Raw genomic sequence first — 13,517 nt, forward strand, 5'->3', positions numbered from 1 at the left:
CATGCTTGCGCACCCCTCCTGCATGAAATTCCTTCTCCCGTTTTCAGTCCTAACGTTGGTTGCCAGCCCGTCCCCGGCCCAGATGGCGTTGGATGCAGTGAAAGGCTTCGCGGATCTGGAGAAGGTGGCCGCGCAGATGGCGCTCCAGCCCTATCAGGCCCCCACGCAGCAACTGGATCCCTTTTATGAAGGACTGAAATACGACGGGCATCGGCAGATTCGATTTCTGCGCGACAAGGCGCTGTTTGCCGGCCAGGGCGACACGTTTCGCGTGGAGTTCTTCCATCCGGGCTGGATGTTCAAGAAGCCGGTCGTGTTTTACAGCATCCAAGGATCGCAGACGACGGGGGTGCCGTTTGATCGCAGCCACTTCGAGTATGGTGATCTGAAAGTGCCGGCGGATGCAAAGAACCCCGTAGGCTACGCCGGCTTTCGCGTGCTGGCACCGGACTCGCTCGTGAAGCGTCCGTTTGAGTTCATGGTGTTCATGGGGGCCAGCTACTACCGCGCTGTCACGACGGAGCTTGGCTATGGCATCTCTGCGCGCGGAGTGGCGGTCGATACGATCGGCGGCGAACCGGAAGAGTTTCCGGACTTCACCCACTTTTGGTTCGAGCAGCCGAAGCCGGGGGACAAAACCTTCAAACTGCTCGCGCTCCTCAACGGCCGCAGTATCACCGGGGCATACGAGTTTGAAGCGACACCGGGTGTGAGCACGGAGATGAAGATCAAGGCCACTCTGCATCTGCGGCGGCAGGTGAAGATGCTCGGCATCGCTCCGTTCTCGAGCATGTTCTGGTTTGGCGAAAACTCCCACCCCAAGCCGTACGACTTCCGCCCTGAAGTTCACGATTCCGACGGCCTGCAGGTTGAGATCGAAGGCGGGCCGTCCATCTGGCGTCCGCTGGATGTCAGCCGCGATCTGCGTCTCAGCATTTTCGCGACGGACAGGCTCAAGGGCTTCGGGCTGGCCGAACGTGACCGCGACTTCAGCAACTTCCAGGATCTCGAAGCCAATTATCATCGCCGTCCCGCCGTGTGGGTGGAGCCGGTGAGCGGATTTGGCAAAGGATCCGTCATGCTCGTCGAGCTCTCCACGGGTGAAGAGACGTGGGACAACATCGTGGCGATGTGGAAGCCCGATCAGCTTCCTGCCACCCCGCAGGAACCGCTGAAAGTGGAGTACAAGCTGCGCTGGCTCGATCAGCACGAGCCGGGCACCCTTTGCAAAGTCATCAGCACTCGGCGCGGCTTCGTGATGGATTCGGACGACCATCTGTATGTGATCGATTTTGCCAAAGGCGCAGAGGACGGTTCCGCCAAGCCGAAGGACTGGGCGCCGGACATCGATGTCGTGCTGAGCGCCGGCAAAGGCGAGTTGCTGGACAAGCGCGTGATGCGAAACAAAGAGACCGGCGGCTGGCGTGCCTTCTTCAAGCTGGATGTGCCGGAGAAAACGAACCTGCTGGAGATCATGATGGAGCTGAAGGACGAGAAGAAAGTGATCTCCGAACGCTGGATGTATCAGTGGCGCCGATGAACCTGTCTCTAATCGACCTCGGCTGGAACGATTTTTTCGCGAAGCACTTTGAGCCGTTTCGCGAACAGGGCTGGAAACCGGCGCGGTTGATCCGTGACAACAAGATCAGCTACGGCGCGCTGCTGGAGGATGGCGCGAACGGATTCGATGAATTCGAGGTCATCCTGAGCGGCAAGGTGTATCACGACGCCGAGACCGACGCGGAACTGCCCGCCGTGGGTGACTGGGTCGCGCTGGAGGTGGGTGGCGAGAATGGAGACAACATCATTCGTGCCCGGCTGCCACGTCAGACGTGTTTTTCTCGCAAAGCCTCCGGGTTCAGTGCGGAGGAGCAGGTGATCGCCGCGAATGTGAACGCCGTGATCGTTGTCACCGATGCGGGGCCGGACTACAGCCTGCGCCGGATGGAGCGGTACTTCACGCTCATCGCGCGCAGCGGGGCGAAAGCGGTCGTGCTGGTCAACAAGGCCGATCTTTACCCTGACAAACAGAATCAGGAAGCTGCGGAGGCCATTCGTGCCCTGAACGCCGACGCCGATGTGCATGTGACCAGCGTGAAAAAGCGCAAAGGGGTCAAGGTGCTGAAGGACTACCTCAAGCGTGGTCAGAGCGTGGCGGTGATCGGCTCCAGCGGCGTTGGCAAATCGGCGCTCGTCAATCTCCTGCTCGGAGACGACTGGCAGTGGGTGGACGACGTGAACGAAGTCACCGGCAAAGGCCGTCACACCACCACCGCACGCGAACTGCTCGTGCTCGAGAAGGGAGGCATTCTCATCGACAACCCCGGCATCAAGGAGGTGCAGATGTGGACGGATGAAACCACTCTGCGCGAGCGCTTTGCCGACATCGACGAGATCGCGCTGCAATGCCGTTTCCACGACTGCAAGCATGGCTCGGACGCCGGTTGTGCCATTCGCGGTGCCGTGGAGGCAGGCACTCTCGATGCGGAGCGCTACGAAGGTTATTTGAAGCTCGAAGACGAGATCGCGAAGCTCCGCAAGCAGCGGAAGAAACGGCAGATGACCGTCGAACGCCGCAACAAGCGGGATCACAAGATCAAGGCGCGCAATCGCGTCGATCGTGAGGACATCGAGCGTGATTTGAAGCCGCGCGCGTGAGGTTCAGTCCCGTGTCACGCTTACGGGCGTACCGTTGAGCACCCATTCGAAGAAGAACTTCGCCGGATTGCCATCGGTGAGCGGTACACGGATGCAGCCGTGGGAGGCGGGGTAGTTCGGCACGCTGGTGAAGCCATGGATGAAGACGTTGCCGTTGATCTGCACGCTCCAGGGCATCGGCGCATTCTGATAGAGGCTGGAGTGGTGCATTGGGGTGCGAAACGGTCCGGCTTTGAATTCGCCGGCCGGAGTGCGGTTGTTGCGTCCGGAACTGATGTGAGTCTGCAGGACCAGCCGGTCCCCCTGCCAGCCTTGAAGCTGCTGTTTTTTCAGGCTCACCACGACCCGCTGCGGCGAAACCTCCAAAGTGAAGCCGCGAAAGAAGCCGCCGACGTGCACACGCCCTTTGTCATCTGGCTCTGACACGCGGGCGCCTGCCTGGGCAAGTTGTTCGGTGCTCACCAGTTCTGTGCCATCGGTCAGCGTCCTCAGCGAGCCTGCGCGCAGCGGCAGGTCGTTCAGTTGAAACACCTTGCCCATGTCATCCCGGAACACGGACCACTTCAGTTCGTCCACCGCTTCGTCCACGGGCAGAAACAGCTTTCCAGGCTCCGCGGCAAAGGTGATCGCGTCGATCGCTCCATGCGACACTGCAGGCATCACCAGCATGAAAGCGAGCAAAGGGAAAAGGAGCCGGATCATGTTGGTAAATGTATTTGGGCAAATACGAGTGCATTCAAGCAGGTTTTGCCCGGTTCGCATGTCATCGTCCGGACTCTCTACGAGATTCCTCCGGCAAACAGGCAACGCCTGCGCTAAGGCTGCATCATGTCTCAACCCCCGCCCACCCGCACCGGACTCGCCCGCGCCATGTCGAAGCTCGGGTTCTGCTCGCGCAGTCGTGCGACGGAGCTGATTCGCATGGGCAAGGTGAAGGTCAATCTGACGGTGAGGAAGAATCCTGAGTTTCCCGTGGTGCTCAACAAGGACGTCATCATCATGGATGACGTCAGCATCAACCAGGCTCCGCGCATCTATGTGATGCTCAACAAGCCGCGCGGGCTCGTCACCAGCGCCTCGGACGAACTCGGCCGAGAGACGGTGTTTTCCTGCTTTGAAAACTCGAGGCTTCCGCACCTCTCACCGGTCGGCAGGCTCGACAAAGCCAGCGAGGGCATGCTGCTCTTCACCAACGACAATGTCTGGGCCGATGCGATCACGAATCCCGACACACACCTCGACAAGACCTACCACGTCCAGATTGGAGGCTCCGTGGATGCCAGACGTCTCGAACAGCTCAAGCGTGGGGTCGAGGATGAAGGCGAGCATTTGTCCGCCAAGGACGTGAAGATTCTTCGCACCGGAGAAAAGAACACCTGGCTCGAATTCATCCTCGATGAAGGCCGAAACCGCCACATCCGCCGTCTGCTGGAGGCTTTCAACATCGAGGTGCTACGTCTCGTACGCGTGAAGATCGGCATGCTGGTGCTCGGCGATCTGCCGAAGGGCCAGTGGCGTGAGTTGACGAAGTACGAGGTTTTAAAATCTCGGGAGCCGCAGGCTGCGAAGCCTAGGTAAGGGAAAAAATCGAAATTACTCCGCCCAAGCCTCGCGAATGAGGCGGAGGAAGTTGCCGTGCATTATGTTGGCGATGTCTTCCTGCTTGTAGCCGCGTTTTTCGAGCATGGCAGGAATGCGTGCGAGGTCGGCGATGGTGTCGAGGTCTTCAGGCGTCTGCTCGGTGCCGTAGCCGCCGTCGAGGTCGGTGCCGATGCCGCTGTGCAAGGCGTTGCCCGCGAGCTGGCAGACGTGGTCGATGTGGTCACAGATGACTTCGAGTTTGAGACCGGCTTCCTTGGGGGTGGTTTTGCCGCGGATCCAGCCGGGGGTCATCATCCATGCGTCTAGCGCTGCGCCGATGACGGCCCCGCGTTCGATGAGCGCTTTGATCTGATCGTCGGAGAACTGACGCGGATCGGGAACGAGCGCGCGGCAGTTGCTGTGGCTGGCCCAGACGGTGCCGTGGTGGATGTCGAGCGCCTGCCAGAAGCATTCGTCACTGAGATGCGTGACATCGAGGATCATGCCGAGGCGGTCCATCTCCTGAATCAATTCTTTGCCGCCAGGCGGCAGCGGACCGACCTGATCATGTCCGAGTGCATAGCGACACACGCCGTAGTGCGCGGGACCCATGGCGCGGAGTCCCTGTGTCCAGGCGTCCTCGAGGTGGCCGATGGTGCGGATGGAATCGGCGCCTTCGAGACTGAGGATGTAGCCGATGGCCTTTTCGTCGTCGGGAATGGAGGTGTCGTTCCAGAGGGCGACCATTTCGTCGAGTTCGCGCACATTAGTGATCTGGCGCATGTCGCCAATTTCTTCCATCGCACGATACCAGGAGAGCTGCCCCTGGGTTTCAGCCCAGGCCTGTTCGGGAGACATCCAGTTGGCGATGGGAGAGACGCCGGGCATGCAGCCAGCAAGCTGGGTGGCGACGCAGATGCCGACTTTGCCGCGACGCATGTCGGGAAAGGCGGTGGTTCCTGCGGCCCGGCCTTTGCCGATCATGCCGGCCTCACGGCGACGGATCTCATGGACGGGAAGACGGAGGTCGCGATTGAATCCGCCGAGGGCATTGAGACTGAGATCCAGATGGGCGTCGAAAGTGAGCATGGAGATGAAATGACGAAACCAGAGTGAAGAATGACGAATGAATGGCCAGGTCCGAATGATGACGGCGTCACACTACGTGCGTCGCGGCCTTCATCATTCCTTGTTCGGATTCGTCATTCAAAACGATAGCCGGCGCCATGCACGGTACGAATGATACGCGGCTGGGCGGGATCTTTCTCGATGCGCTTGCGAAGCTGGGAGATGTGCTGGTCGAGTGCACGGCTCTCGGGGAAGTAATCGACGCCCCAGACTTCGTCAGCCAGGGTGTTGCGGTCGATGACCTTGCCACGGCGCTCGGACAGCAGGCGAAGGACTTTGACGTCACGTGGGCTGAGCTGAATCTCCGTCTTGTCCCGATAAGCGCGCAGCTCGGTCGGAACAATTCGCAGGTCGTCCATGGTGAAGTCGTCATCGGCCCGGCCGCCGCCACGCGAGGCGGTACGGCGCAGGATGGCGCGGATGCGGGCGATGATTTCCTTCACGCCGAAGGGCTTGGTCATGTAGTCGTCAGCACCGAGTTCGAGGCCGAGCACGGTGTCGATTTCCTCGGCCTTGGCGGTGAGGAAGAGGATGGGCACTTTTTCATCCTGGCGGCGGATCTGTTTGCAGACCTCGTAGCCGTTGAGCCCGGGCATCATGACGTCGAGACAGACGAAGTCGGGGTTTTCCGCGCGGAAAAAGTCCACGGCCTGCAGGCCGTCGCTGGCGGCAATGACTTCATAGCCTTCCATGGTTAGCACCTCGCGCAGTGCGTCGCGTGTGTGGTCGTCGTCTTCGGCAATCAGGATCTTGGTCATGGCTGGTTCGGGAGGGTGAGGATGAAACGTGCGCCGTCGCGGTAATTGGGGCACACGGCGAGCGATCCGCCATGCAATTGTGCCAGTTCACGTGAAATGGTCAATCCAATGCCGGTTCCGCTGACACCTTCGGCGAGGTCGGAGCGGAGGCGTTCAAAGGGCTCGAAGATGGTACGGCGTTTTCCGGATGGGATGCCCGGACCGCGGTCTTCGACGATGACACGGGTGCTTTGAGCGTCGTGCTCGGTGCGGATGGCGATCCATTTTCCGGCGTTGCCATACTTGTCCACGTTGGAAATGAGGTTGCCAAGGATCTGCTCGATGGCGTCGGGATCGGCCATGACGGTGGCGGGTCCGTGGAAGGAGGAGACGATTTCAAACCCCTTGTTTTCGAGCAGCGGCTTCCAGAAATCGACAATGCGCGACACATTTTCATCCAGCGCGATCGGCTTGGTCTGAATGGTGAGTTTGTCGCGCTGCTGGCGGGCGTAGTTGAGCACGTTTTGAATGAGGCGGTCGAGGCGCGCAGTCTCGGCCTCGACGACGCCCAGCTGCCGTTTCGCGATGCTGTCACCCTGTGATTCCGCGCGGTGCGCGGCCATCTCGGCATAGAGGCGGATGTTGGTGAGCGGCGTTTTCAGCTCATGGGAGATCTGATTGACGAAGGTCACGCGCTGCTGGGCCACGCGGATCTCGCTCGCACTTTCGTGGAAGTAGAGCCAGCCCACAACGAACACGAGCACGATGCCAGAACTGACACCGAGCAGGATGGGAAAGAGATAGGGCTTGGGGAATTCCTCGTCTGCCGGTGTGTAGGCCATCTCCCACTGTGAAAGCGGTTCGGAGCAGGCACGATGTGCCGCCGGGGGATCCTCAGACCCGGGCAGTTTTTTGCCCCATTCATGCAGCGGGATGCCTTTGACGGTGGTCAACATCATGCGTCCTGGAGGAATGGCCAGGCCGGGCGGGGGCAGGCGTTGATACAGGGCGTTCATCAGTTTTTGGGGATTCATCAGAGCGCAACTCAGGCTCCCATCGGCAAAACGATGCCAGTAGATGAAGATCGAGTCCCCCACGTGCCAGCCGCTCCACGACTGAAGCGTCCCGGATTGCGCAGGCTGGTCGTCGATGTGGTAACCGGACATTTTCAGATAGGTCATCCACTCGGAGGTCATCTGACGAGGGGATAAAAATGATCCTGGGATGTAGATGCGCTGAAACGGGGGGCCACCATCCTCCTGGGCGGAAATGAATTGGGGGATTCTTTCGGGGTTTTGGGTCGAATCAAGAATCGCCCCGACGCGTTCTTTGCTGCTGAACCCTTGGCCGGGCTGATAGACGGCTTTGCCTTCAAAGGTCTCGACGGGTTTAGAAGGGCTCTGAGTGGACCAAGCCTCGGCGACCCACGGATGTGCGGCCAGCCGTTGCGCCATCAACCGGGCTGAACCGACGCTCTGTCCTCCCCAGGAGTCGAGACGGTCAGTGAGCTGCCGCATGTCATGCAGCAGGTGTTGATCGGCGGAACTGAGGCGCTCGGCGAGGATTGCCTGCATCGAAGCGTCCGTGCGTTTTTCAGCGTCGCGAACGAGATAGGTTCCCAGCCACGCCAGCAGAGCGAGAGGCAGGATAACCAAGATGATAAACAGGACGGTGGAGCGGCGGTGAAGCATGCGCGAGGCGCATAATTTAGCCTCACCATCTATTAGGTCATCTAAATTTTATAAAATCCATAAAAAGAACCGGGGCGGACTTTGAGGTCCGCCCCGGTGATTCGTAGGTGCTTCCAACAGCCAGAAGGGTGAACACGCTTTCAGAAAGGGGTGATCAGCAGGGCAAGGGCTGAGGCTCTTTGCCTTCGATCTGATGCTAGGTTCGCACAGGTTAAAATGAATGAGTCAGCAGCTTGTGAGCAGGTTGTAAGGAAGATGTAAGGCGTATTCTTTAGCTCTGAGAGGTCACTTCCGCTGCACAGCCCGCCAAGCGGCCCGGAACGGCCAGGCAAGAGCCAGGAAAACGGCACCGACGATTCCCGCAAAGAGTTCTGCAGGCAGCAGAAACAACCGCAGGGGCGGACACATCACCTTTTTCATGGCCGGCACCTTCTCATAGCCAAGATGCACCAGGATGATCGCTATGATTCCGGTGAATTTGACTGCCTTGGCGAGGTGATAATGCCCGTCGGCCTCGGAGAAGAGTTTGAAACCGCCGAGTTCGACGACCTGTCTCACGCTATGATCCCAGTAGAGCTCCAGACCGAGCAAGAGTCCGACGAAGCCGACCAGCAAGAACGCGGTGTGCTCCAGCCAGGGCTGTCTTTCGAGGAGCTTGATACAGTAGCCTGCCACGAGGCGCAGCGTGATGATTCCCAGAGTCACACCGATATAGACGAGAACCTTGCTGTCGCGTGCGAAGGCCACCGCAGCCACGACGTTGTCAAAGCTCAGACTGAGGTCGAGGAACGCGATCATTGCGATCGTCGTGCCGAAATTGTGATGGCTCACGTTCACCACTTCTCCTTCGTCAGGAGCGGCGTCCCCCTGCTCTGCGAAGTGAGCGCACATCAACCACACGAGGTAGAGCGATCCGGCAAGCATCAGCCAGTGGTTTCCCATAATGAATCCGGCCGTGAGAAGCGCCACGATGCGAAATCCATAGGCGCCCGCGTAACCGATGGTCATCGCCGTCTTGCGCTGCTTCGGATCCAGGTGGGACGCCATGGCGGCGATCGCCAGCGCATTGTCCACGGAGAGCAGTCCTTCAATCAGGATGAGGGCCAGCACCACGGGAATGCCTTCTTTGACGGTCTGCCACAGGTCAGCGGCGGCGAAAATTTCGAATATCATCAGCCCGCATGATGGAGGACGTGTTCCGGCTTTCCAGTACCATTTGGCCCGGACAAAAATTCACCCCGTTCCGCGACGCGAAACGGGGTGATCGGTGAAAACAGACGGCAGGGCCGGTCAGGAGTAGGAAGATTCCACACGCTTGGCGACGTCCTTGTAGCCGTAGTCCGCGTTGTAGATTTCTTTGAGGGCGTCGAGGCTTGCGGCCTTGTCGCCCATCTTCTCCAGCACATTGGCCAGTTCGTAGAGAACCTCTTTTTTGATGGCATCCATCACCAGAAGCTCCTTGGAAGCCTCCATGAGCGAAGTCTTGGCGAGGTCGTTCATGTTCTTGCGCTCAAAACAGCGGCCGAGCATGAGGATCGCCTTGATTCGCATGTTGGGGTTGGATTTCGCCTGCTGCAGTTCCGGAATCGCCTCGGTGTACATGCCGGCGTTGAAGTAGGCCTGGCCCAGCTCATAGCGCAGCGTTTTGTCCGTCGGATTGCGGTCCACGCGGGTCTTGGCCTCGCCAATGACCACCTCCGAACGCTGGCGGCGGATTTCAGCCACCTGCGCACGCTTGTCTTCGATGTCGGGCGCATCGGGGTTGGCCTCGATCTCACGTTCAAACTCCTCGATCTTTTGATCCTGCACCTTGTCGCGGATGATCTCGACCTTGCGCTGCAGAGCCACGTCGCCCGGGTTCAGCGTGAGGGCGTAGTCATAGAACATCAGCGCCTCTTCGATGTGGCCCAGTCTCTCATAGAGATCAGACATGCGCTTGACGATGACGATGTTTGATTGATCGGCATTGTACTGCTCGATGGTTTCTGCGAGGAACTGCTCCATCTGCTCCTTGGTCATGCCCTGGCGGTTGAGCATTTCGAGCTTGGCGGCCTCACCGGAATCCTTCATGGCGTCCTTGAAGTTGCTGGAACCCCAGCCCTGGCGCAGAATGGAGCTTCGGGCGGCGGCATCTTTTTCGCCTTTTGCAGCGTCCATGTCGCGCGGGTCCACCTTGCGGATGGCGGCATAAACCTCGGCAGCCTTCTCGGGCTGTTCATACGCCATGTAATGCTGCGCCAGCTTGTGCATGTGCTTCGTGTTCTCCGGATGCCCTGCCCGGATCGTCTCGAGGGCGAACGCGGCCAGATCCCAGAAGTGCATCTTCATCGCGAGGTCATAGAGCGTCTCGTTCGCGTTGAGGTTGAAGGGGTCCTTGCGGAAGACGTTCTCTTCCATGTCTGCGATCACCTCAGCAGGCTCTTTCTTCGAGCTGGGCTTGAAGCCACCCAGACCGAAACTGAACTTCTTGCCGGCACTGCCGCCGCTGGCCTCGCTCTCTGCGCTGCGCAGCAGCTTGCGGCCATCCAGAAAGCCAAGGTTGGCCGTCACGATGGGCAGCACCTGATCGACGACATATTCCCAGTTTTTCCGCTCGGCGGAAATAAGAGCTTTCTTCCAGAGGGCTTGGTACTTGGGGTCGAGTTCGGCTTCCTGAACGAGCATAATCTTGAGTGGTCTTGTCGGGTTAAAATGAAGGGTGGCGTCGGCTATTTTTTACCTCCGCCAAACCATGAGGCCAGTGCGTGCAATTCCGCCCCCGTTCCCTCGGTCAGCCCCTTCATGCTGAATCCGTGCTCAAAGAGCACCATCCAGAAGAAGGTGGCGACAAGGAAAGCGATGGTCCAGAGGACTTTGGAGAGAATACGCATGCCGGTAATTTGCTTACTCTATGAAGAAAAGGCCGGAATCGTCCAGCACGGAGTTACGCAGGCGAAAAATGACCGCCACGTCACTCCTTCTCAAACAGCAGCCGCAGGCTGTTTAGACAGACCACCACCGTGCTGCCTTCGTGGGTCAAAACACCCAGCGTCAGCGGAACGATGCCGAACAGCGAGGCGACCGCCATGACGATGACGCTGCCGAGCGAGATGATCAGGTTCTGTTGAATGATGCGCCGTGCGCTGTGACTGATGCGCCGTGCGGAGAGCAGTTTCTCAATCCGGTCCTGCATCAATACGACGTCGCTCTGCTCCAGCGCCGCGTCGCTTCCGCGGGCCCCCATGGCCACCGAGACATAAGCGGCGGCCAGACTGGGCGCGTCATTCACGCCGTCGCCGATCATCGCCACCTTGTGGCCCGCCTGCGTCAATTCACGAATAGCCGCGACTTTGTCCTCCGGGTGCAATCCGGCGCGCACCTCGGCGATGCCGAGTTTTTCGCCGACTTCGATCGCGGCCGCGCGCCGGTCTCCGGTCAGCATGATGGTGCGCACGCCCTCGGCGGCCAGTTGTTCCAAAACAGCTCCGCTTCCGGCACGAATCTCGTCTTTGAGCAAAACACGACCCACGATTTGCTCGTGCAGCACCCACACCTCGCTGAAGCCCAGCGGTGCATCGGGAACACCCGCCAGCACTTCGCCAAGAGCGCTGTCTTTGACGAGTTCACGTCTTCCCACGTAGCTCAGGCCGCCTTCAGTCCGTCCACGCAGTCCCTGGCCGGCGATGGACTGGAACTCGGCGAGTTTTTCGGCCACGATGCCCTGGCCTTCGCCGAAGTGTGTGATCGCCCGGGCGATGGGATGATTTGAATTCGCCTCGAGGCTGACGGCGATGCGCAGCACATCTTGTTCGCGGCCCGCGGGGAAACTCTCGATCTTGGTCACCTTCAATTCGCCCTCGGTGAGCGTGCCGGTCTTGTCCATGGCGATGACATCCACCTCGGCGAGCTTTTCAATCGCGGCGCCGCCGCGAAACAGCACGCCACGTCGTGCACCCCAGGCGATCGCGGCCAGAATCGCCGAAGGAATCGACAAGACGAGAGCACAGGGGCTCATGACGACCAGCAGTGTCATTGCTCGATAGAAAGATGAATTGGATGCCGCCGTGTTTTCCAGAGGCGGAATGCCGAAGCCGAGCCACCAAACAAAAAACATCGCCGCAACAACCCCGAGCGTGAAAACCGTGTAGCGCGTGCCGAAACGATCGGTGAACCGCTGGCTCGGCGCCCGCAGATGCTGTGCGGTTTGGATCAGCGTGATGATTTTCGCCAGCGCGCTCTGGGTCGCCGGGCGATCCACACGCACCTGCACCACTCCCCACTGGTTCAAGGTGCCGCCATAGACCGGCGCGCCTGTCTCCTTAGCAATCGGCACAGCCTCGCCGGTGAGCGTTGATTCATCCGCTGCCGTCGAGCCTGAAATGACCGTGCCATCGACCGCAAAGAGTTCATCCGGCTTCACCACGATCACATCGCCTACTCGGAGCGCCTGCACGCCGCGGTCTTCGGTGTTGCCGTCTGGAAGCAGTACATGAGCAAACTTGGGCGCCGCCTTGGTCAGCGCGTTGATCTCCCGATGCGTGCGGAACATCACGAAATGCTCCAGCGCGCCCGAGGTGGAGAAGAGGAACAGCAGCAGCGCGCCCTCCTCCCAAGCGCCGATCGCCACCGCGCCGGATGCCACGGCGAGCATCAGGAAATGCACATCGAGACGCCGCTCGCGCAAATTTTCCCAAGCGTCTTTGGCGGCGTCCCAGCCGCCGGAGATCAGCGAGATTGCGAACAGACTTTTCGGCAGCCACGCCGGTGCGGCAAAGAAGCGTTCGATGATGTAGCCCGCCATGAGCGCCACGGCACAGATGCCTGCCTGCATTGCGAGCGTGCGCCATTCGTTGTCGCTCGCCTGCTCCATTTCGTCCGGCTCAGGCCACGCAAAATCGCGCCACTTCCAGAACTTGGGCGCTGTGGGACAGGAGGGTTTTTCGATGACAAAGGCTCCGTCCTTCTGCTGCACCTCCAGCATGCTTGTATGTGGCGGCACTTTGCCGTTTTGCTTCAACCACTTCGCGTCCACCGCTCGCAGCACCTCGGTGAGTTTTGCCTGCAGCAGTTCTCCATCGACGCTCCCCAAGGTCGCCATTTCGACCCGCTTCGAATCTGGGTTCAGGCGGATGGACTCCACTTCCGGCTCATCCATCAGGAAGTCCGCCAGCGCTGCCATCCATGTCGATGAGTCCGGCGGTGATGGAGTGGAGTTTGGCATGCGTGGAGATGACCTAGCATTACGAATGAGCAAGCCGCGTGACAACATCATCTTCTTCGCTCATCATCTGCACATGATTCGCAGTCTCATCGCCGGGGCAATTCGCGTCTTCTCCGGCTCAGTCGCCCGCTGGCAGGGATGTGGGCCGGAATTGGTGCAGCGGGTGTATTTTGCCAATCACACCAGCAATCTCGACGGTCCCGTGCTTTGGGCCTCGCTGCCAGAGCCTGTGCGTGCGGTCACGCGGCTGGTGGGGGCCAAAGACTACTGGTCCGTCGGGCATGTGCGTCCGTATCTCGCCTGCCGTGTCTTCAACGCCGTGCTCATCGAGCGCAAAAAGCCCACGCCCGAATGTAATCCGCTCGACGAGATGATTCGTGCTCTTGGAGACCGCCATTCGCTCATCCTGTTTCCCGAAGGCGGACGTCAAAACACGCCTGAACCGCAGCCGTTCAAACCCGGGCTGTTTCATCTCGCGAAAAAACGGCCCGATGTGCAGTTAGTCCCTGTCTGGATGGAAAA

Annotated in this window: 12 protein-coding genes; 4 read left to right on the forward strand and 8 right to left on the reverse strand. The window is 59.7% G+C overall.

The features are described from left to right. Positions 1 to 22 precede the first annotated feature (22 nt). Positions 23 to 1,540 carry a glucan biosynthesis protein gene (locus KDL09_RS15365; protein ID WP_294386853.1) on the forward strand — a complete coding sequence of 506 codons (1,518 nt, stop codon included), beginning with the start codon at positions 23 to 25 and terminating at the stop codon, positions 1,538 to 1,540. Next, positions 1,537 to 2,658, forward strand: a complete 1,122-nt coding sequence (gene rsgA, locus KDL09_RS15370; protein ID WP_294386857.1) for a ribosome small subunit-dependent GTPase A — start codon at positions 1,537 to 1,539, stop codon at positions 2,656 to 2,658. The genes KDL09_RS15365 and rsgA overlap by 4 nt, the downstream gene beginning before the upstream one ends. 3 nt (positions 2,659 to 2,661) lie before the next feature. Here the strand turns inward: rsgA and KDL09_RS15375 are convergent, their stop codons facing one another. Then, on the reverse strand, positions 2,662 to 3,360 hold the full coding sequence (locus tag KDL09_RS15375) for a L,D-transpeptidase (protein ID WP_294386859.1): 699 nt from the start codon (positions 3,358 to 3,360) through the stop codon (positions 2,662 to 2,664). A gap of 126 nt (positions 3,361 to 3,486) precedes the next feature. Here KDL09_RS15375 and KDL09_RS15380 point away from each other — a divergent pair, with 126 nt between their 5' ends. Then, on the forward strand, positions 3,487 to 4,236 hold the full coding sequence (locus KDL09_RS15380; protein WP_294386862.1) for a pseudouridine synthase: 750 nt from the start codon (positions 3,487 to 3,489) through the stop codon (positions 4,234 to 4,236). A 15-nt stretch (positions 4,237 to 4,251) separates the two neighbouring features. Here the strand turns inward: KDL09_RS15380 and KDL09_RS15385 are convergent, their stop codons facing one another. The 7 genes from KDL09_RS15385 to KDL09_RS15415 all read right to left on the reverse strand — a co-directional run bounded on the left by KDL09_RS15385 (position 4,252) and on the right by KDL09_RS15415 (position 12,995). Continuing rightward, on the reverse strand, positions 4,252 to 5,328 hold the full coding sequence (locus KDL09_RS15385; protein ID WP_294386864.1) for a membrane dipeptidase: 1,077 nt from the start codon (positions 5,326 to 5,328) through the stop codon (positions 4,252 to 4,254). 113 nt (positions 5,329 to 5,441) lie between these two features. Beyond that, positions 5,442 to 6,125: a response regulator transcription factor gene (locus tag KDL09_RS15390; protein ID WP_294386866.1), complete on the reverse strand. Its 684-nt coding sequence runs from the start codon at positions 6,123 to 6,125 to the stop codon at positions 5,442 to 5,444. Further along, positions 6,122 to 7,795, reverse strand: a complete 1,674-nt coding sequence (locus KDL09_RS15395; RefSeq protein ID WP_294386869.1) for a HAMP domain-containing sensor histidine kinase — start codon at positions 7,793 to 7,795, stop codon at positions 6,122 to 6,124. Before KDL09_RS15395 ends, KDL09_RS15390 begins: the two co-directional genes overlap by 4 nt. Positions 7,796 to 8,080: 285 nt before the next feature. Then, the gene (locus KDL09_RS15400) at positions 8,081 to 8,968 is read right to left on the reverse strand and encodes a DUF475 domain-containing protein (RefSeq protein WP_294386872.1); all 888 of its coding nucleotides are present in this window, start codon (positions 8,966 to 8,968) and stop codon (positions 8,081 to 8,083) included. A 117-nt stretch (positions 8,969 to 9,085) separates the two neighbouring features. After that, positions 9,086 to 10,459: a hypothetical protein gene (locus tag KDL09_RS15405; protein ID WP_294386875.1), complete on the reverse strand. Its 1,374-nt coding sequence runs from the start codon at positions 10,457 to 10,459 to the stop codon at positions 9,086 to 9,088. Between the two features lie 44 nt (positions 10,460 to 10,503). Beyond that, on the reverse strand, positions 10,504 to 10,665 hold the full coding sequence (locus KDL09_RS15410; RefSeq protein WP_294386877.1) for a hypothetical protein: 162 nt from the start codon (positions 10,663 to 10,665) through the stop codon (positions 10,504 to 10,506). Positions 10,666 to 10,745: 80 nt separating this feature from the next. After that, positions 10,746 to 12,995, reverse strand: coding sequence for a heavy metal translocating P-type ATPase (locus KDL09_RS15415; RefSeq protein WP_294386878.1), 2,250 nt, complete (start codon positions 12,993 to 12,995; stop codon positions 10,746 to 10,748). 25 nt (positions 12,996 to 13,020) lie between these two features. Between KDL09_RS15415 and KDL09_RS15420 the strand changes: the two genes are divergently transcribed. Further along, a partial coding sequence (locus tag KDL09_RS15420; protein WP_294386885.1) for a lysophospholipid acyltransferase family protein occupies positions 13,021 to 13,517 on the forward strand: 497 nt, incomplete at its 3' end.

This window comes from Prosthecobacter sp. (assembly GCF_020439865.1).
In the GTDB taxonomy this organism is placed as follows: domain Bacteria; phylum Verrucomicrobiota; class Verrucomicrobiia; order Verrucomicrobiales; family Verrucomicrobiaceae; genus Prosthecobacter.